This window comes from Actinoplanes sp. NPDC020271 (genome assembly GCF_044388125.1).
In the GTDB taxonomy this organism is placed as follows: Bacteria; Actinomycetota; Actinomycetes; order Mycobacteriales; family Micromonosporaceae; genus Actinoplanes.
This window is the reverse complement of the sequence record NZ_JBIRWQ010000015.1, coordinates 137,204-156,598: the sequence shown is the minus strand read 5'-3', so window position 1 is coordinate 156,598 and position 19,395 is coordinate 137,204. Positions and strand designations below refer to the sequence as shown.

Here is a 19,395-nt window from a genome sequence, read left to right as displayed (position 1 = left end):
GTTTGCCGCGTCACGCTGCGGTGTCAATAGCGCTGCGTCGATATCGTCTGTTCGGCCGGGCGGTTCCGGTCCGTCAGCGGGCGGGGTCGATCATGGTCATCCCGGCGACCGTCGCCCGGTCGAACGCGGGGAGCAGCGTCGCTGCCTCGGCCAGTCCGACGGTACGTTCGATCAGGCGCTGCGGCTCCAGCAACCCGTCCGCGATCAGGGCCATCATGGCCGGGTAGTCCGCCGCCGCCATCCCGTGGCTGCCCAGCACGTCCAGCTCCCAGCCGATCACCCGGGCCATCGGCACGCGCGGGTGCCCGTCGACTGGCGGCAACAGCCCGACCTGGACGTGGCGGCCCCGCCGGCGCAGGCTCAGGATCGCGTCGGCGCAGGTCTGCTCGCTGCCGACCGCGTCGACGGCGACGTGGCTGCCGCCGCCGGTCAGCTCGGTCACCGCGGCCGGGACGTCACCGTTGCCGGCCGGCACCACGTGCTCGGCGCCGACCGCGGACGCGACCGCCAGGGCCTGCGGATTCCGGTCGACGGCGATCACCCGGGCACCGAGCGCGCGGGCGATCATGACGGCGCTCAGGCCCACGCCGCCGGCGCCGACGACCGTCACCCACTCGCCCTCGGTGACGCGGGCCCGGCCGGCCAGGGCTCGGAACGCGGTGGCGAACCGGCACCCGAGACTCGCCGCGGTCGCGAAGTCCACCGGCTCGGGCAGCGCGACCAGGTTGGTGTCGGCGGCGTGCAGAGCGACCAGTCCGGCGAACGAACCCCAGTGGGTGAAGCCGGGCTGCTGCTGGTCGGGGCAGACCTGCCCGTTGCCGGCCCGGCACCACTCGCACCGGCCGCACGCGCACACGAACGGCACGGTCACCCGGTCGCCGATCCTCCAGTCCTGCACCCCGGCGCCGACCTCGGCCACCACCCCAGCCAGCTCGTGCCCGGGCACGTGCGGGAACACGATGTCGTCGTCGTGGCCGGCCCAGCCGTGCCAGTCGCTACGGCACAACCCGGTCGCCATCACCCGCACCACCACGCCGCCGGGCGGCGCGACCGGCTCCGGCACCTCCCGGACCTCGGGCTGGGCACGGACGGCATCGATCACCACGGCTCGCACGGCACCATCCTGCCAAACGCGGCATGATCGACTGGTGACGACGGTGACCGGCGGCGTGGAAGCGCTGCTCGAACAGGCCCGGGCCGGGATGCGGCGACTCGACCCGCACGAGACGTGGGCGGCGGTGACCGGCGGCGCGCTGCTGATCGACACCCGCACGGACCGGCAGCGGGCTCGGCAGGGCGACCTCCCGGGCGCGATCGTGATCGACCGGACCGTGCTGGAGTGGCGGCTCGACCCCGCCTCGGCGAGCCGGATCCCCGAGGCGAGCGGCTACGACGTGCAGGTCGTCGTCGTGTGCCGGCAGGGTTACTCGTCCAGCCTGGCCGCCGCGAGCCTGCGGGCGCTCGGACTGGACCGGGCGACGGACCTGGTCGGCGGCGTGGAGGCCTGGGTGGCGGCGGGGTTGCCGGTCACGGGCGGGCCGGCCGACGTACGCGAATGAGAATGCGACGTGGAGCGGCGCCCCGGGAGTGGTTCGACACTCGCGGGGCGCCGCTGTGGCCGTACCCGATGAGGCTTTTGATCCTTGGCCGTCAGTCGAAACTGATGTCGTCGAAGACTGCCTGGTCACCGACGCCGGCGGTGCTGCCGCTGGAGAAGGTGTAGCCGGTGATCGAGGTGACGCCGACGCCGTCGGTCTCCGGGATCGAGCCGATCAGCGTGCGCTGCCCGGACGCGTCCACGGTGTAGAGCGTGGCCCCGGTCGTCGACGCCACCACCTGGAACGTCGTCCACGCCGAGAGCGGGACGACGGCGCCGCCCAGGCCGGACCAGCCGCCGGCCGTGGTGTAGGCGGCCCAGCGCTGACCGTTGACGATGGCCAGGTGGTAGACCGGGCCGGTGGTGCCGTCACTGCGCACGCCGTTGACGTCGAACAACAGGCCGTTGGTGATCGACACCGGGTAGACGCCGGCCTGCAGCGTGCGCGCCGACGCGGCCGGCTGGCTGACCCCCGGGCCGGGATAGGTGAACCGGCCGATCGTGGTCTCGCCGTCGCAGTAGGTGGCGTTGCCGCCGTCGATCAGCCGGACCGCGTTGCCGCTGTCGTGCCCCGGGTCCCCGTTGGCCCAGACCGACGTCATCCGGGTGCAGGCCAGGTTGGACAGGCCACGCGGGATCGCGAACTCGTTCTCGAACGAGTTGACCGTCGAGTACAGCTCCAGCTCGTTGATCATGCTGCACTGCGCCGGGCCGCCGACCGCGGCGCAGCTGGCCGCCTCGGTGCGGATGCGCAGGTAGCCGGCGGTCGCGTCGAGCGGGTAGTAGCGCAGGGCGCGGTCACCGGTCGTGGAGATCGTGCCGGGACCGGCCGGGGTCCAGGTGACGCCGTCGGCCGACACCTCCAGCTGCGCCTTCGCCGCCGCTCCGGGGAGCAGCGCCAGACCGATTCTGGTCAGGTGATAGGACCGGTCGAGCTTCAGCTGGTACGTGCCGGTGCCGTCACCGCGGCTCGACAGCGCACCCGACCAGAACGCGGTACTCCCGTCGATCGCACCCTGCGCGCTCGACCAGTACGGCGTGCTGGTGGCGTCGGCCGCAGACGGGGCGCTGCCGTACGGCGTCGGCGGCGTGACCGCCCCGGCCGGCGGCACCCCGGTCAGGTCGGTGCTCACCGTGACCGTACCGTGCTTGATCTTCCCGAGCAGGTCGATCTTGCCGGTCCCCGGGGGCAGGACCGCCACCTGCCGGTCCACGATCTTGTAGGCCCGGCCTTTCTCGAAGTTCAGATTCGACGCGCAGCCGTTGACACCGCTGCCGTTCGGCGCCTGACAGTTGTCGGCGAACTGCAGCAGCCGGCTCCCACCGGTCGGCACCAGCGCGGTGTAACCGGACGAGCCGTACCACCACTGGCCGCCGTTCGTCGGGGCGTTCCAGTACGTCTGCTGCTCCTGCGTCCAGCTCGTACCCGACGCGTCGGTGGAGATCGCCAGCCAGTTGTCCGGGCGGCCGCTGCCCAGCACCAGCTGACCGGTCGGCAGCATCGCCAGCTGCGGATACACCCCGGTGACCGCACAACCGGCCTGATCGGCGAAGGCGACGCTGGTGCTCGCGCTCCAGGTGGCACCGATGTCGGTGGAAACCCGGTACGACAAGGTCGCCGGGCTGGTCTCCCGGCGGGTCACCGCGAGCAGAGCACCGTCCTGCCGCTCGATCACCGCGGTCTCGTTGAAACTCGTCGTCGGGTTCGACGTCACCGGACGCATCGTGAACTGCCACGGCGTCGCCGTGTTCACCGCGCCGTCAGCGGTGAAACCGGGCTTGGCCGTCAGCACCGCGGCGAACGTGATGTTCGTGGTCGCGGTCAGCGCCATCGCGAAATAGACCGGCAGCACGATCGCGCCGTTGGTCATCTGGATCGGGCGGCCGGCCATGCGCACGCCACGGATCGAGTTCACGTTCGGATTCGGCTGGTTCGACGGGATCTGCGCGTCGGTGAACACCGTCTGAGCGCTCACCGACGACCAGTTCCTGCCCTTGTCGGCCGAGATCGACAGCACCAGTGGCATGGTGACCTGGCCCGGCACCGTCGTCCGGTCCAGCGCGCCGTTGATGATGAACTGCCCGCCGAGCAGCCGGCCGTCGAGCAACTGGCCGACCTCGCCCAGCTTCCACGCCGGCACCGACGACGGCGCCGCGCTGAACGTAGCCCCCGAATCCGACGACACGCGGGCCCCGCCGTCGGTGGGATCAGGCGCGTTCGACACGTCCGTGGTCCGCGTGTAAGCGACCGTGATCTGCTTCGACAGACTGCCGTCGGCGCTCACGACGTCGGCGCCGAACGCGCGCGGCGACCAGGCGATGCCGGTGTCCGCCGGATCCGACACGGTGCCGGTGTTGCCGGTCACCACCGTCGTCTGGTCGGCGCGCGGCGCGACCCCGCTGGTCGGGATCGTGATCGGTGCCGTGCAGGCGGCCTGCGCGGCGCCGGGTGTCGTCACCACGGCCAGGGCTGGAACGACGCAGACGGCGGCGCTTGCGGCCGTCCACAGTCGAATGCGAGATGTCAAAGGTCCCCCTCCCTTTCGCGGCCCCGACCGTAACAGCAAAGATCGTCGATGGAGCGCGCTGGGGTGACCCGGGATCGGGGTCAGCGCCGGGGGCCGGCCGTGGTGTTCTCGGGTCGACGGCGGCAGTGCTTTTCTTCGACTGGCCGGGGCAGGTTCGGCTTTTCTTCGACTGGCCGGGGCAGGTTCGGTTGGGGCGGCGTGGTCGGGGTACCTCCCAGGCCGTGGAAACCGTGGTGATCACCGGGGCATCCAGCGGGGTCGGGCGAGCGGCGGCGCTCGCTTTCGCGCGGGCGGGGGCACGATTGGTGCTTTCCTCCCGCTCGGCGCCGGCGTTGGAGCAAGTTGCCGCCGAGTGCCGGGCACTCAGGGCAGAAGCTCACGCGAGGGCAGAAGCAGCGACGGGGAACGCGGCGCAAGCCGCGGCACAGGGACGGGCCGAGGCAGGGGCAGGCGTCAAGGCCGGGGGACCGGCTGGATCGCGGGTCGAGGGCGGGGCCCGGGCTCAGGGTGAAAATGCGGGCGGGGTGACCGTGGTGGTTGCGGACGTGACCGCGCCGGAGACCGTGGAGGCGGTGGCTGCTGCGGCCGGGGACCGCATCGACGTGTGGGTGCATACCGCGGCGGTGATGGCGTACGGGCGGTTCGAGGACGTACCCGCTGAGGTGTTCGACCAGGTCGTGGCCACTGACCTGCTCGGTGCGGCCACCGTGGCTCGGGTGGCGTTGAAGCGCTTCCGGCGTCAGGGACCGAAACGGGGACGTGGGGTGCTGATCTTCGGTGGGTCGCTGCTGGGGACGGTGGTGACGCCCTACACGAGTTCGTATGTCACCAGCAAATGGGGGCTGCGGGCGCTCGTCCGGGCGTTGCGGCTGGAGACCCGTGACGCTCCGGCGATTCACGTGTGCCTGGTCTCGCCGGGGGCCGTGGATACGCCGATCTATCGCAACGCGGCGAACTTCGCGGGGCGGATCGGGCGGCCGCCACCACCGATCGACCGCGCGGAGAAGGTGGCCGCCGCGATCGTCCGGTGTGCTCGCCGGCCGCGGGGAACGGTGACGGTCGGCGCCGCCAACAAGCTCATCCTGTTCGGTTTTCTGGCCACTCCGCCGCTGTACGACTTCCTGGTCGGCCCGTTGATGAGGCTTGCCGGTCTGTCCCGGGAGAAAGTCGCCCCGCATCCGGGAAACGTCTTCGCTCCGCCCCCGCCGAGCGCCGAGTCCGTCCGAGGAGGCCGTCGCCGTCGCTGACCCCGCCGTCGCCGTCGCTGACCCTGCCGTCGCCGTCGCTGACCCTGCCGTCGCCGTCGCTGACCCTGCCGTCGCCGTCGCCTGACCCTGCCGTCGCCGTCACCGAGGAGCAGGGCCCCGGCACATACCCGCGCGCCGGGCAATCATGACGGCGGCGCCAGAACCGCGGTGACCGCGGCGCGCACCTGGTCGCGCAACCAGGCGTGCGCCGGGTCGGTCTCGTAGCGCTGATGCCACCCGCAGACGATCGGCGTGCCCTCCATCGCGAGCGGCAATGCCACGCTGACCAGGCCGAACGCGGTCTTCAACGGCCGGCTGGTCAGGTCCGGCGCGACCAGCACGGAGTCGCTGCCGGCGAGGACGGCCACCGCGACGGCCGCGGTCCCGACGGAGGCGAGCACCCGCCGCCGCAACCCGTGAGCCTCCAGAATCGCATCGACGGGATCGGTCAGCCGCCCGCGCCGCGAGATCCGCACCTGGGGCTGCGCCGCGAACTCCGCAAGATCAAGCCCCTGCGCGTACGGGTGATCCCGGCGCATCACCACGACGAACTGATCGTGCCCGACGGTCTCGTGCCGGATCTCCGGCAGCGCGGGAACGGCGGCCCCGATCTCCAGGTCGACCCGGCCGTGCCGCAGCTCGTCGGTGTCCACGGCCGCCTCCGGCAGGAACCGCAGCCGGACGCCCGGTGCCTGCGCGGCCACGGCGGCCAGCAGCGGCGGGGCGAGCGCGGTGGCCAGCATGTCGTGGCACTGCAGGGTGAACACGCGATCGAGCCCGGCGAGGTCCAGCTCCCGGCTCGGGGCGAGCACGTCCTGCGCCTGACGCAGCAGGTCACCCACCCTCTCGCGGACTGCTACGGCGTACGGCGTCGGGGTCATGCCCCGCCCGGTCCGCACCAGGATGTCGTCGCCGGTAAGCCGGCGCAGGCGGCCGAGGCTGCGACTGATCGCGGGCGAGGAGAGCCGCAACCGCTGTGCCGCCCCGGCCACGCTGCCCTCCTCGAGGAGCGCGTCGAGCACCGTCAGCAGGTTCAAATCCAATTGCATGACGGTAAATCCTAGGGTAACGACATTGCACTGGACTTAACAGTGCCCCGGATCGATGCTTGATCCATGAACTTGCTGAGTGTGGTGACAGAAGCGGTACGCGAGGCTGCGACCCTGGTCAGGCGGCCCGCGAGCACGCCGGTGACGCGGGCCGAGCTCCTCGCGGCGCTCGCCGCGAACGACGACGCCGTCTCCGCCTCGCTGCGACCGGCGCTGACCGGGGCGCTGCCGGGTTCGCGGTGGACGTCCGACGAGCACGGGTCCGGGCCGATGCCGGCCGGGGAGTGGTGGGTCGTCGACCCGGTCGGCGGCAACCTGAACGCGGTGCAGGGCATGCCGGACTGGAACATCGGCGTCAGCCTGGTGCGCGACGGCTCGCCGGTGCTGGCCGTGCTGTACGCGCCGGTGGCGGACGAGATGTTCACCGCGGTCGGCGGCGAGGGCGCCGCGCTCGGCGGCGCACCGATCCGGGTGTCGTCGAAGACCGAACTGGGGCTGGCGCTGACCGGAACTGGTCAGGCCCAGCCACGCCACGATCAGGAGCATGCCGGACGGGTGGGCGCCGCTGTCACCGCGATGATGCAAAAAGCCTTGTACGTACGGGCGTCGGTGCCCGTCGGGCAGCAGCTCGCGCAGGTGGCAGCCGGGCGGATGGACCTGCACTGGCAGTTCGAGAACCTGCGGTCGCACATCGCGCCGGTGCTGCTCGTGCGGGAAGCGGGCGGGATCGTGACCGATCTCGACGGCAAGCCGTGGGATGTCACCAGCGACGGGTACCTGGCGGCGGCGCCGGGGGTGCACGGGGCTGGGCTCGACGTGCTGCGGGCGGTGCGGTGACCGTGGAGATCACCGTGCTGGGCGCGTCCGGCGCCACGGGCCGCGAACTGATCCGGCAGGCCCTCGGGCGGGGGCACGCGGTGGTGGCGATTGCTCGTACGCCGGAAAGGTTGTCCGAATTCGACTCTCCGTTGCTCACCCGGGTGGCCGCTGACGTGCGCGACCCGGACGGCATTGCCGCGGCTCTGACCGGGCGTGACGTGGTGGTCTCGGGGCTCGGCATCGCCCGCGGGGACAAGCCGGGGGCGCTGGTCGCCGGGGCCCGGGCGCTGGCCGGGGTGCCGCGAGTGGTGTGGCTCGGCGCGTTCGGGACCGGGCCCTCCGCCCGGGTCGCCGGGCCGGTGACCCGCACGCTGCTGAGGATGCTCGGTGATCAGCTCGCCGACAAGGTGGCCGCGGACGCGATGGTGATGGAGGCGGACGGGACCGTGTTCCACGCCGGGCCGCTGTCGAACGGGCCGCTGAGTGCCACCCGCCGGACCGCTGGACTGGCCGATGCGCCGAAACGCCTGTTCCCGGCCATGGTCAGCCGTGCGACGGTGGCGGCCGCGATGCTCGACGAGGCGGAGGATCCGGCGTACGCGGGTAGGGTTGCTCTTCCGCTGGAGCGGTGAGGCGGGGTGCGCCGCGTGGTCTCCGCGAGCGCCCCGACCGGCATTTCTTCGGCGAGCTCTGCGGCCGGAGTCTTTCGGCCCGGGCCAGCGCTTTTGGGCTCGGGTCGGCGCTTTTGGGCTCGTGCCGGCCGCCTTCGGGCTCGTGCCGGCCGCCGTCGGGCTCGCGCCGGCCGCCGTCGGGCTCGGGCCAGCGCTTTTGAGCTCGCGCCGGCGCCTTTGGGCTCGCGCCGCGCCCGGTGCGGCGCCCCGTTGTCTGAGCGCCGCACCGGGTTCACGTCAGCCGCCGATCTTGGAGAGGATGAAGTCCTGGGCGACGCTGTTGTACTTCCGCGTGTAGCTCAGGTGCACCGCGACGCTCGCCCCGCTGGCGCAGAACGTGTCACCGGTGTCGCAGAAGGACTGGGTGCGGGCCGCGAAGGCGTCCAGCGAGGCGTCGTTCCCGCGGGGGAACAGGCCGCGCGTGCGGGAGGTGCCGGCGTTGAACGACTTGCCCGGGACGAACCGCGGGTCGCCCATCAGCACCACCGCGACCACCTTGTCGGACACGTCGGCAGAGATCGCCGCGCTCTGCGTGAACCCGGCGACGCGCCCGGTGCCCGCGAGGACGTCACCGATCACGTGCGCGCCCTGCGAGTAGCCCATCACCACGATCTTGGTGTCCGGGCAGTTCGTGACCTCGTCGGTGAGTTGCTTGGTCAGGGCCTTGGTGCCGGCCGCGACGCTCGGCGGGTACGGGTTGAGCAGCGCCGGGTAGTCCGTCGCCTCGACCGTGATCTTCTGCTTGCTGGCCCGGGTGACGCCGGTCGCCAGCGAGCCGATGATGCCGGTGCCGGGGGCCTCGGTCGAGGCCCGGGTGACGACGATGTGCGCGTCCGGGCAATTCCCGGCCTGGTCGCCGGTGGTGGCGGCGCGGGTGCTGCCGCCGAGCCCGGAGAACCGGAGCCCGCTGCCGGCCGCGCCGAACCCGTTGCGTGCCGCGGTGCCGGACCCGGCTGCGGTGCCGGACCTGGCTGCAGTACCGGACCCGGACCCGGATCCGGTGCTGGCGCCGGAGCCGGTGGTCGCGCCCGTCCCGGTCTGGGCGCTCTGGCGGGATGCGCCCAGCCCGGGGATGGTCGCGGCGAAGCTGTTCTGGACCACGAGCAGCGCGCCGACGGTCACGGCCGCCACGGCGCCGCCCAGCGCGACGCGCTTGCGCATCGATCGCGGGCCACTACGGTTGCTGGACCTCCTGGGAGACATCGATACCCCTCTCGGTCTGTTTGCACTTGCTGTGCAAATACCTGCCCGGAGATACGGTCCCTCGGCCGAAAAGGTTGAACCCTTTCTCGATCGAGTGACCGTGACCTGCGGATACATCGACGCCTATGAGATCTGGCGGACCGGAGTCCGGCCGAGGAGGCTGATGAGCATCGACGACGCGGTGGACACGTTCGCAGGATTGCCGGTGGTGGATTCCGACGTCGGCACCGACAGCGACCCGCGGACCGTCGCCTGGCGAATCACCAACTACTACGCGACCGAGCACTTTCCGGACCTCGTCGAAGAGCTGATGGATCGGACCGGCCCGGGCGGCCCGGTCGCGCTGATCGTCCGGGACTGGGGCGCCGCTCATCACGACCCGTTCCCGGTGGACGTGCTGGCCGCCAACGCCTACCGGCTCGTCGACCTCCGCGCGTTGTTCATCGGTGAGATGTCCAGCGAGGAGTGCGAGATCTCCTGGATCCGGCACGGCGACATCACCCCGCTCCTGGCCGCCTTCCCCGGCCTGGAGCGTCTCTGGGTGCGCGGCTCCGAGGGGCTGCGGCTGATCCCGGTCCGGCACGAGAAGCTCCGTGAGCTGGTGTTCCAGTCCGGCAGGCTCCCGGCCTCGGTGGTCCGGGCGATCGGCGCATGTGACCTGCCCGCGCTGGAGGAACTGGAACTGTGGCTGGGCGTCGCGCGTTACGGCGGGGACACCACCGTCGCCGACCTGGCGCTGATCCTTGCCGGCCGGTCGCTGCCCGCGCTCACGTGGCTCGGCCTGCGCAACGCCGAGATCGCCGACGACCTCGCCGCGGCGCTGGCCGCGTCGCCCGTCGTCGCCCGGCTCCGGGTCCTCGACCTGTCGATGGGCACGCTCGGTGATCGTGGTGCCGAGTCGCTGCTGGCCGGTCAGCCGCTGACGCACCTGGAAACTCTCGACCTCAGTCATCACTTCATGTCGCCGGAACTCGTGCAGCGCCTGACCGACGAGCTGCCGGGGGTGACCCTCCATCTCGGGGACGAGCAGGCCGAGGAGGAGTGGGGTCGCTACACGGCGGTGTCGGAGTGACACCGCCGGGCACCGGATCCCGTGGCCTGGAGGCGCTGCCCGCTGTGTTCGCGATGAGCAGTGTCCCGGCCGGTCGCCACTTCGCGACGAGCTCGGTCCGGGCGTTCGGTCGAGGAGCACTCGGCGATTCATGGGCCCGAAGCTACGCCGAGGCCGGTGTCAGCCCGGTGTCAGCCGACGACACCGGGCTGACACCGGCGGTCCGGAAGGATGAGCTTCGATCGCCGTGGGCGGCTCCGACCTCACGTTAGCGTTCACAAAGCTGCCTATTGACAATGCCGGAACAGCCACGAAAATCGATGTTAACTTTCACATCTGTGGATCCCCAGGCGTTCGCCGTCCACCGCGGCCACCGCCCCACACGCACGCGAAAGGTTCCCCCATGTCGCTCTCCCTGCGTGCCCGATGGCGCGCCCTTCTCGCGGCCGGCGCGTCCGCGGTCGTCGTCGCGGCGGCCCTGGTCGCCGGCGCCGGCGCCGCGAACGCCGCGGCCACCCTGCCCTGTGACATCTATGCCGGCGGCGGCACGCCCTGCGTCGCCGCGCACAGCACCACCCGGGCCCTGTTCGGCGCCTACAGTGGCTCGCTCTACCAGGTCAAGCGCTGGTCCGACGGGGCCACCAGCAACATCGGCACGCTCGCCGCCGGTGGGTATGCGAACGCCGCCGCGCAGGACTCGTTCTGCTCCGGCACCTACTGCACGATCGTGAAGATCTACGACCAGACGTCGAAGCACAACGACCTGACGATCGCTCCCGGCGGCGGCGCCAACCCCACCGCCGACCAGGGCGCCAACGCGGCGGCGCTGCCGGTCACGGCCGGCGGCCACAAGGTCTACGGCGTCTACATCTCGGCCGGCAACGGATACCGGAACAACGCGACCAGCGGGATCGCCACCGGCAGCCGGCCCGAGGGCATGTACATGGTCACCGAGGGCACGCACGTCAACGACCGCTGCTGCTTCGACTACGGCAACGCCGAGACGAACAACAACGACACCGGCAACGGTGACATGGACGCCATCTACTTCGGCAACCTGTGCTGGTTCTCGCCCTGCGCCACCGGTCCGCGGGTCGCCGCCGACCTGGAGAACGGCCTGTTCGCCGGCGGCAACGGCTCGAACACCGCCAACACCGGCCGCAACAGCGCCTTCGTCACCGCCGTGCTGAAGAACAACGGCACGACGACGTACGCGATCAAGGACGGGAATGCGCAGTCCGGCGGCCTGGCCACACGGTACAACGGGTCGCTGCCGACGCAGTCGGGCTACATGCCGATGACCAAGCAGGGCGCGATCATCCTGGGCATCGGCGGCGACAACAGCAACGGCTCGGTCGGCTCGTTCTTCGAGGGCGTCATGACCAGCGGCTACCCGTCCGACGCGACGGAGAACTCGGTCCAGGCGAACATCGTCTCGGTCGGCTACAGCAAGAGCGTCACGTTCCCGGTCAGCGGCACCACCTACCGGCTGACCAACGTGCAGAGCGGCAAGGTGCTCGACGCGGTCAACTGCGGAACCGCCAACGGCACCGCGATCGACCAGTGGCAGGCGCTCGGCAACACCTGCCAGCAGTGGAAGTTCACCAGCGTCGGCGCGAACAAGTGGACGCTGACCAACGTCAACGCCGGGAAGGTCCTCGACGCGGTGAACTGCGGGCTGGCGCTGGGCACGGCGGTCAACCTGTGGCAGTCGCTGGGCAACACGTGCCAGCAGTGGGCGGTCATCCCGGCCGGCAACGGGAAGTACGAACTCGTCGTCGAGAACAGTGGCATGGTCCTCGACGACCAGGACTGCGGCACCGCCAACGGCACACCGGCCCGCCTCTGGATGTGGCTGAACAACCCGTGCCAGCTCTGGACCATCGCGCCGTAACACCGGCGCACGACGGACCGAGCTGCCGGACCCGGCGACGAAGCAGGGTCGCCGGGTTCGGTGGCGACGTGCGGGGCTGCCGGGTTCGGTGGCGACGAGCGGGGCTGCCGGGTTCGGTGGCGACGAGCGGGGCTGCCGGGTTCGGTGGCGACGAAGCAGGGTCGCCGGGTTCGGTGGCGACGTGCGGGGCTGCCGGGTTCGGCGGCCCCGCACGCGTGCTCGCAACGCGATCCGGAACAGCCGCGCTCGCCGGGGCCGAGGTCGCAGCGGGCGCGGCTCGCGCGTGTCTCCGAGGCAGTGAGGCTCCGCTGGGCCCGGCCGTCCACGCTCGGCGGGGCGCTGACCAGGGCGGGCTCGGCGGGGCAGGCGGGAGTGGGCCGGCGGCGCTGCCACCGGCTCGGCGGTGGCGGGTAGAGACGAAAAAGACCGGCCACCGCCGTACGGCGGCCGGTCTTTTTTGGTTTTGAATCAGCGGACCTGGATGCGGACCGTGTCGAACGCCGGGGTCTGGTTGGCCCGCTCCATCATCGGGATGCGGTGTGAACCGTCGCCCGCCCACGAAGCGCACTGCGCGGTTCCGGCCTGCGGCAGTCCCGGCACCTGGATGGTCACCGAGTCGGGCGTCCTGCCACCCTTGCTGTCCTCGGTCGCCACGAAGAACGCGGGGACCGGGTCCGGCGCGGGCGCCGTGTTCGTGTTGGCCAGCATGCGGCACGCGGTGTGGAAGTGGCCGCGGACGATGCCGTTCTTCAGGACGCTGGACTCCACGTAGTACCCGCCCTGCCCGGCCGCCAGGAAGCGGTCGCGGATCAGGTTCCGGGTGCTGACCGTCAGCGTGAACGCCTGGTTGCGGTTCACCTGCCGCGGTGCCTGCGTGATCAGCAGCGAGGCATCGTTGGCCGCGGAGGCGACCTCACCGAACTCGGTGCTCACACAGCGGTCGCCTTTCTGGAAACCGTCGTGCGCGGCCAGCTTGCTGGTTTTGCAGCTGTTGGTCAGGATCCCGAGGTTCGCGCCGGGCACGGCACCGCCCGCGGCTGTGGTCGGCGCCGCGGTGGCGCCGCCGCCGTTGCCGTTCTGGTTGAGCGTGCAGGCCGACAGGCCTGCGGCGTTCAGGTTCGGCTTCGGCGCGTTGCGGCCGATCGCGGTCTCGATCCGGTTGATCGTCGAGAACCGCTTGTCCTTCAGCGGCCCGAGGATCGCGTTCTGGATGAAGTTCGCGCCGCCCTGACCCTGGGTCGAGACGATCCGCTTGTTGGCTTCGTCGATCTGCGTCTTGAGCAGGGCGAGGTTCTGGTTGACCTCGTTCTGCGCCTGTGCCGGGACCGACACGTTGATCTTGACGTCGGGACAGTTGACGGTCGGAATCGCCTTCTGTTCCGCCGCCGACGCCACCCCGAGTCCGATTCCGGCCAGGGTCACGGCGACCCCGACCACCGCGACGATCTGCCAGCGTCGCGACTTGTTGATCTTTGACCGATACATTGGCCTGTGCCTTTCCCCATGGCATAGACATGCCTTCGGCCATCGATACGGGATCGCTCCCACAGCGGATCAACGATGTCGTGGCTGTTTTCAAACTTAAGATCAACTTCATTTTGCGCGTACGTCGTGAGTCCGTCCGTCTCGGGGAAAATGCCCTGGATGCGTCGGTTGTGGCATCCGGTGACCGGGGCACCGTCCGCGATGGCGTGAAGAGGCGTCATGACCGAGGAGAATGTGCACAGTCTGTTCGCGACGAGTGCGCGCCTGCGCGCCGACGCCGCCGAACTCTGCGAGCGGGCGGCCGCAGCCGTCTCCGCCGAGTTCCGTCAGCGCAGGTCACGTCGCCGCTCCCACCCCGGCCCACCGCTCGCCGGCGTGCCCGCCCGGGTCGACTGACCGGGCCCGTCCGGCCGGGCCCGGGGACTGGGCTGGGGGACTGGGCTGGGGGACTGGGTCGGGCGGACCGGGCAGGCAGACCGGGCACGGCGGACGGCGGACGGCGGACGGCGGACTGAATGCGGCGGACCGTGCACGGCGGATCGGGTGCGGCGGACCGGGCACGGCAGCTCCGAGCGGTGCGGGGGCTGGCACCGGTGCGCCCCGCTCGGCGGCCGGGGCGACTACAGTGGCGGGAGTCGTTTTTCCGACCACTGCGAGGTGCCGCGATGCCCCCGGAGCCCGACATCAGCGGCCTCAACACGTCGCGCCGCTACAACCAGTGGCTGGGTGGGAAGGACAACTACTCCGCCGAGCGCGAGTCGACCGCCACGATCGTCAGCGTGCTGCCGAACATGATGGCCGCCGCCCGCGAGGGCCGGGCCGTCGTCATCCGCGTGGTGCGCCACCTGGTCGCCGATCGGGGGATCAGTCAGATTCTCGACATCGGCGCCGGTCGTCCCCTGTCGCCCAATGTGCACGAGGTCGCGCAGGAGGCGAACCCGGAAAGCCGGATCGTGTATGTCGACAACGATCCCCTGGTCGGCGTCCAGCACCGGGGCGTGACCTTGAGCGGGCCGCGGGGCGTCACCGAGTTCGTCGACGGCGATCTGCTGGACGTGGAGCGGCTTCTCGCCGACGACCAGTTGCGCCAGGTGATCGACTTCGGGCAGCCCGTTGCCGTACTGCTGGCAAGTGTTCTGCATCTGATCGACGACGACGGGCGCGCGCACGAGGCGGTGCGCACGCTGATCGCGGCCCTCGCCCCGGGCAGCTATGTGGTGATCGTGCACGGCACGTTCGACACGCTGCCGGCCGAGGTGCAGGCCAGGGTGCAGGGCTTGATCGACAGCGGCGAGCACGGCGTCTACCGGGCGCGCGGGCGGGACGAGGTCGCCGCGTTCCTCGACGGCCTCGAGGTGATCGAGCCCGGCATCGTCTCCAGCGTCGAGTGGCACCCGGCCGAGGGGACGACCACGACCGTGGCCGACGCGATGTGCTGGGTCGCGGTCGCCCGCGTCCCGTGACCGCGGTGCGGCCGGAGCGGCAGCTGGGAGTGTCGATCGCCCGGAGCCCGGGCGCAACGGCTCACTTCGCATTCCTCGTCGACGGCGAAGCCGCCTGTCACGGCACCCCGACGAGCCTGCTGCCCCGGAGATCGGTGCGTTGCCGGGCGGCCTCGATGTCGCGGCCCGCGGGTCTCGGTGCGGAAAGCCGTCAGGACGACGACTCGCGGATGACCAGGCGGCAGCCGACCGTCTCCACCCCGCCGGCGAGTGTGCCGTCGATCGCCGCGAACAGGCGTTGCGCGGCCAGCCGGCCCAGCTGCTCCAGGTTCATGTCGACGGTCGACAACGGTGGCCGCGCGTTCGCCGCGAGAATGTTCCAGTTGTCGAAACCGATCACCGCGACCTGGCCCGGCACGTCCAGATTCTCCTGGTGGAGCACGTCGAGCACGCCCCGGGCGATCTCGTCCGAGCCGGCGAAGATCGCGTCGACGCCGGGCGTGCGCTGCAGGACCATCCGCGTCGCGCCCCGCCCCCACGCCTCCGACCAGGAGCCGAACCACACCTGATCGCCGGCGAGTTCCAGTCCTTCCTCGCCGAGCCGTTCCAGGGCTCCGCGGGCCCGGTCCTGGGCGGCGCCGTACGTCTCGTCGCCGGTGATGTGAGCAATTTTCCGCCGCCCGTGCCGGATCAGGTGGTCGACGGCGAGCCGTCCGCCGCCGACGTTGTCGGTGACCAGCGACAGGTCGCCCGGGTCGTCCGAGGGTGAGTAGGCGTAGATCACCGGCACCGGCAGGTCACGCCCGAGCGACGCGCGCGCGTCCGGGCGCGCTCCCACCACGATCAGCCCGTCCACCTTCCGCGACAGCAGCGCGCGCAGGTGGTGCTTCTCCCGGACCGTGTCGCCGCGCGCGTCGCAGAGGAAGACCGACGTCTGGTCCGAGCCGAACGCGTCCTCGGCGCCCATCAGGATCGGGATGGAGAAACGACCCTCCAGGTCGGAGGTCAGCAACCCCACCGTGCCGCTGCGTTGCGTGATCAGACCCTGGGCGAGCGTGTTCGGCGAGAACGACAGCTGCTCGGCCGCCCGGATCACCCGCGCCCGCGTTTCTGCCCGGACCTGCGGCTGGTTGTTGAGGGCCTTCGACGCCGTCGCGATCGAGACGCCGGCCAGCTTCGCCACGTCACGGAGGGTGACGGCACGGTTGGCGCTCTGCGCCGGTTCGGGCTCCATCGAAGCTCTTGACAACGGTTTTTCCTCCGTATTACGTTCACGAAAACGTTTTCGGCTGGTCGGTTCACTCTCCGGCCCGCGCAATTCTCGCTGTTCACCGCCTCCTGCTTCAAGAGGGAGGCTAATCGAAACATACCATCACCGAAAACCCCGAAAACTCCTGACTGGGAGGCTGTTTTGCGTACCCGGAGAATCCGGCGCGTTGTCGCCGGTGTCGCCGCGATCGGGCTGGCGGTGGCGATGGCCGCGTGCGGAGGCACCGACACCAAGGCCGAGGCGCCGACCGCCGCGGGCGTCGACGGTGTCGACGACGGCGCCGCGTTGACGCTGTGGACCAGGGCGCCGCTCGAACTGCAGGCGAAAGCGCTGGTCGAGGCGTACAACAAGGCGCACAAGAACCAGGTGAAACTAACCATCGTCCCGAACGACGACTACGTCGCCAAGGTCGGCGCCGCGGCCGGCAGCAGCCAGCTGCCCGACCTGTTCGCGGAGGACATCGTCTACGTGCCGAACTGGACGAAGGCGGGGCTTTTCGCCGACCTGACCGACAGCATCGGCAAACTTCCCTACGCCGACAAGATCAACCAGGGACATCTGCGGGCCGGCACGTACCAGGGCAAGAAGTACGTGATGCCGTTCGTGCTCGACCTGTCGGTCATCTTCTGGAACAAGAAGCTCTACAAGGAGGCCGGCCTCGACCCCGAGAAGGGCCCCACCACCCTCGACGAGTTCAAGTCGCAGGCCCTGGCCGTGCAGAAACTGAACAAGAAGGACGTCTACGGCACCTACTTCGGCGGCAACTGCGGCGGCTGCAACGTCTTCACCTGGTTCCCGATGATCTGGGCCTCCGGCGAGGAGGTGATGAACCCGGAGGGCACCCGGTCGCTGCTCGACGGGACCGCCGCGCAGAAGGTCTACAGCACCTGGCGTGACCTGCAGGCGGCCGGCGCCGTCGCCCCCGGCTCCAAGGACGAGACCGGCGCCACCTGGGTCGCCGCGTTCCAGGAGGGCAAGGTCGGCGTGATGCCGTACCCGGCGACGTTGCTCTCCACCGCGGCGAAGACCGTCGACGTCGGTGTCACCGCGATCCCCGGCGTCAGCGGCGGCGGTGCCACCTTCGTCGGCGGTGACGGCGTCGGCATCTCCAAGGACTCCAAGAAAACCCAGCAGGCCTGGAACTTTCTTTCGTGGCTGATGTCCGACAAGGCTCAGGTGGACGTGCTCGCCGCGAACAACAGCAGCGTCTCGCGCACCGACCTCGCTGACAACCAGTACGCGGCCAAGGACCCGCGCCTGGTGACGATCAACAAGGTCGCCGCCGACCCGCACAGCAACACGCCCGTGTCGGTCAACTTCCAGCAGGCCTACAACGCTCCCGGCAGTCCCTGGGTCACGCTGCTGCGCAATCAGGTGTACGGCGACGCCGGCGCCCTGGGCAAGGACAACCAGGCGCTGACGCAGGTGCTCGGACAGTGACGACGCTGCCGAGCCGGGCCGAGCCGGCGACGCTTTCCCGGGTACGACGCCGGCGCCCCTCCCGCCAGGGCTGGGCCTACGCCGCTCCGACCGCGGTGTTCGTGGTGATCTTCTTCGTCATCCCGATCGGGATCGTGGCCCGGATGTCGGTCTCCGACTGGGGACTGTTCGCGGGTTACCAGGGCATCAACGCGCCGGAGAACTTCTCCGACGTGCTCGGCGACCGGCTGTTCTGGCCCGCGGTCGGGTTCACGGTCAAGTACACCGTGGTGACGACCGTGATCCTGCTCGCGCTCGCCCTCGGCCTGGCTCTGCTGGTCCAGGAATCACACCGATGGACCGGATTTCTCCGTACGTCGTTCCTGGTCCCGTCCGCACTCGGCCTGGCCTCGGCGTCGTTGCTGTTCTACGCGCTCTACTCCCCGCAGAGCAGCCCGTTCGGTGCCGTGTCGTTCCTGGGCACGCCGACCTCGGCGCTCTGGTCCACGGTGGCGTTGATCGTCTGGCGCTACGCCGGCTTCTACATGCTGCTGCTGCTGGTCGGGCTGCAGGGCATCCCCGGTGACGTCTACGAGGCGGCCCGCCTCGACGGCGCCGGCCGGTTCCCGACGTTCTGGCACGTCACCGTGCCGCTGATCCGCTCGTCGCTGGCGCTGTGCACGATCCTCTGCGTCACCGGCTCGCTGCTGGCGTTCGACCAGTTCTTCATCCTCACCAAGGGCGGCCCGGACAACAGCACCATCACCATCGTCCAGCTCATCTACAACATGGCCTTCCAGGGGCAGAACAACCTGGGGCGGGCCGCGGCGCTGTCGATCCTGGTGCTCCTCGGACTGCTGGTCCTCAACATCGCCCAGTTCCGTGGCCTGCGGGGCAAGGAGGAGAGCTGATGGCGCGTACGCCGAAATTCGTCCTGACCGGCGGGCTCGCCCTGCTCTTCCTGTTCCCGTTGGCCTGGGCGTCGGTCGCCTCGGTCAGCCCTCAGGCCGGCACCAACCAGGTCCACGGCTGGGGCTTCGGGAACTACACGACGCTGGCGCACTACCAGGCCGGCGTCGGGCAGTACCTGCTGAACTCGGCGGCGGTGTCGCTGATGACGGTGCTTTTCACCCTGGTCGTGTCGCTGCTCGGCGGGTACGCCTTCGCCACCTTCGCGTTCCCCGGCAAGAACATTCTCTTCCTGGTCACCCTGGCGATCCTGATGGTGCCCTACGCGACGCTGCTGATCCCGCTCTACGTGCTGCTCAACCAGCTCGGCCTGCAGAACTCGCTGGTCGGCCTGTCGCTGGTGCTCACCATGTTCCAGCTGCCGTTCGCGACGTTCCTCATGCGCATCTCGTTCGAGGCGGTGCCGCCGGACCTCGCCGAGTCCGCGCAGGTCGACGGCTGCGGAAGTTTCCGCACCCTGCGGCACATCCTGGTGCCGGCGGTGAAACCCGGCCTGATCACGGTGGGCCTGTTCGCGTTCCTGGCCGCCTGGAACGACTTCATCACGCCGCTGGTGCTGATCAGCGACTCCACCAAACTGCCCCTCCCGCTGGCCGTCGCGAACATGCGCCAGCAGGTGATGGGGATCGTCGACTACGGCGCCACCGAAGCCGGCGTGGTCGTGCTCGCGCTTCCCTGCATCGTCCTGTTCCTCGCACTGCAGCGGCACTACGTCCGCGGCTTCATGTCCGGCGCACTCAAGGGCTGACAC

Annotated in this window: 17 protein-coding genes; 11 read left to right on the top strand and 6 right to left on the bottom strand. The window is 70.5% G+C overall.

The features are described 5' to 3' along the window. Nucleotides 1-73 precede the first annotated feature (73 nt). Nucleotides 74-1,114, bottom strand: coding sequence for a zinc-dependent alcohol dehydrogenase family protein (locus tag ACH442_RS29620; RefSeq protein WP_396341389.1), 1,041 nt, complete (start codon nt 1,112-1,114; stop codon nt 74-76). Between the two features lie 88 nt (nt 1,115-1,202). Between ACH442_RS29620 and ACH442_RS29615 the strand changes: the two genes are divergently transcribed. Then, nucleotides 1,203-1,559, top strand: coding sequence for a rhodanese-like domain-containing protein (locus ACH442_RS29615; RefSeq protein WP_396341430.1), 357 nt, complete (start codon nt 1,203-1,205; stop codon nt 1,557-1,559). Nucleotides 1,560-1,650: 91 nt separating this feature from the next. Here the strand turns inward: ACH442_RS29615 and ACH442_RS29610 are convergent, their stop codons facing one another. Beyond that, nucleotides 1,651-4,125, bottom strand: coding sequence for a discoidin domain-containing protein (locus tag ACH442_RS29610; protein ID WP_396341388.1), 2,475 nt, complete (start codon nt 4,123-4,125; stop codon nt 1,651-1,653). Here ACH442_RS29610 and ACH442_RS29605 point away from each other — a divergent pair. After that, a complete protein-coding gene (locus ACH442_RS29605) occupies nt 4,119-5,372 on the top strand; it encodes an SDR family NAD(P)-dependent oxidoreductase (RefSeq protein WP_396341387.1) in 1,254 nt (417 codons plus the stop codon). The genes ACH442_RS29610 and ACH442_RS29605 overlap by 7 nt on opposite strands. 143 nt (nt 5,373-5,515) lie before the next feature. On the opposite strand, the gene ACH442_RS29600 is transcribed toward ACH442_RS29605, so the two are convergent. Continuing rightward, nucleotides 5,516-6,421, bottom strand: a complete 906-nt coding sequence (locus ACH442_RS29600) for a LysR family transcriptional regulator (protein ID WP_396341386.1) — start codon at nt 6,419-6,421, stop codon at nt 5,516-5,518. Nucleotides 6,422-6,487: 66 nt separating this feature from the next. Between ACH442_RS29600 and ACH442_RS29595 the strand changes: the two genes are divergently transcribed. After that, nucleotides 6,488-7,258: an inositol monophosphatase family protein gene (locus tag ACH442_RS29595; protein WP_396341385.1), complete on the top strand. Its 771-nt coding sequence runs from the start codon at nt 6,488-6,490 to the stop codon at nt 7,256-7,258. Next, nucleotides 7,255-7,872 (top strand): NAD(P)-dependent oxidoreductase, encoded by a 618-nt coding sequence (locus ACH442_RS29590; protein ID WP_396341384.1) that lies wholly within the window; start codon nt 7,255-7,257, stop codon nt 7,870-7,872. The genes ACH442_RS29595 and ACH442_RS29590 overlap by 4 nt, the downstream gene beginning before the upstream one ends. A 276-nt stretch (nt 7,873-8,148) precedes the next feature. Here ACH442_RS29590 and ACH442_RS29585 read toward each other — a convergent pair whose 3' ends face one another. Then, nucleotides 8,149-9,072 (bottom strand): cutinase family protein, encoded by a 924-nt coding sequence (locus tag ACH442_RS29585; RefSeq protein ID WP_396341383.1) that lies wholly within the window; start codon nt 9,070-9,072, stop codon nt 8,149-8,151. Nucleotides 9,073-9,277: 205 nt separating this feature from the next. Here ACH442_RS29585 and ACH442_RS29580 point away from each other — a divergent pair, with 205 nt between their 5' ends. After that, nucleotides 9,278-10,186 (top strand): STM4015 family protein, encoded by a 909-nt coding sequence (locus ACH442_RS29580; RefSeq protein WP_396341381.1) that lies wholly within the window; start codon nt 9,278-9,280, stop codon nt 10,184-10,186. Between the two features lie 382 nt (nt 10,187-10,568). Continuing rightward, nucleotides 10,569-12,059, top strand: coding sequence for an arabinofuranosidase catalytic domain-containing protein (locus ACH442_RS29575; RefSeq protein WP_396341380.1), 1,491 nt, complete (start codon nt 10,569-10,571; stop codon nt 12,057-12,059). 468 nt (nt 12,060-12,527) lie between these two features. Here ACH442_RS29575 and ACH442_RS29570 read toward each other — a convergent pair whose 3' ends face one another. Then, a complete protein-coding gene (locus ACH442_RS29570; protein WP_396341379.1) occupies nt 12,528-13,544 on the bottom strand; it encodes a hypothetical protein in 1,017 nt (338 codons plus the stop codon). A 219-nt stretch (nt 13,545-13,763) separates the two neighbouring features. Between ACH442_RS29570 and ACH442_RS29565 the strand changes: the two genes are divergently transcribed. Further along, the gene (locus tag ACH442_RS29565) at nt 13,764-13,940 is read left to right on the top strand and encodes a hypothetical protein (protein ID WP_396341378.1); all 177 of its coding nucleotides are present in this window, start codon (nt 13,764-13,766) and stop codon (nt 13,938-13,940) included. A gap of 269 nt (nt 13,941-14,209) precedes the next feature. Further along, on the top strand, nt 14,210-15,007 hold the full coding sequence (locus ACH442_RS29560) for an SAM-dependent methyltransferase (RefSeq protein WP_396341377.1): 798 nt from the start codon (nt 14,210-14,212) through the stop codon (nt 15,005-15,007). A 190-nt stretch (nt 15,008-15,197) separates the two neighbouring features. Here ACH442_RS29560 and ACH442_RS29555 read toward each other — a convergent pair whose 3' ends face one another. Continuing rightward, complete coding sequence (locus ACH442_RS29555) at nt 15,198-16,220, bottom strand: LacI family DNA-binding transcriptional regulator (protein ID WP_396341376.1); 1,023 nt, start codon at nt 16,218-16,220, stop codon at nt 15,198-15,200. A 177-nt stretch (nt 16,221-16,397) separates the two neighbouring features. On the opposite strand from ACH442_RS29555, the gene ACH442_RS29550 reads away from it, so the two are divergent. Genes ACH442_RS29550 through ACH442_RS29540 form a run of 3 tightly spaced genes read left to right on the top strand, consistent with a single transcriptional unit; the run spans nt 16,398 to nt 19,392 of the window. Continuing rightward, nucleotides 16,398-17,696 carry an ABC transporter substrate-binding protein gene (locus ACH442_RS29550; RefSeq protein WP_396341375.1) on the top strand — a complete coding sequence of 433 codons (1,299 nt, stop codon included), beginning with the start codon at nt 16,398-16,400 and terminating at the stop codon, nt 17,694-17,696. Further along, nucleotides 17,693-18,586, top strand: coding sequence for a carbohydrate ABC transporter permease (locus ACH442_RS29545; protein WP_396341374.1), 894 nt, complete (start codon nt 17,693-17,695; stop codon nt 18,584-18,586). Before ACH442_RS29550 ends, ACH442_RS29545 begins: the two co-directional genes overlap by 4 nt. Further along, entirely contained in the window at nt 18,586-19,392 is an 807-nt protein-coding gene (locus ACH442_RS29540; protein WP_396341373.1) for a carbohydrate ABC transporter permease, read from the top strand. Before ACH442_RS29545 ends, ACH442_RS29540 begins: the two co-directional genes overlap by 1 nt. Nucleotides 19,393-19,395: the final 3 nt, after the last annotated feature.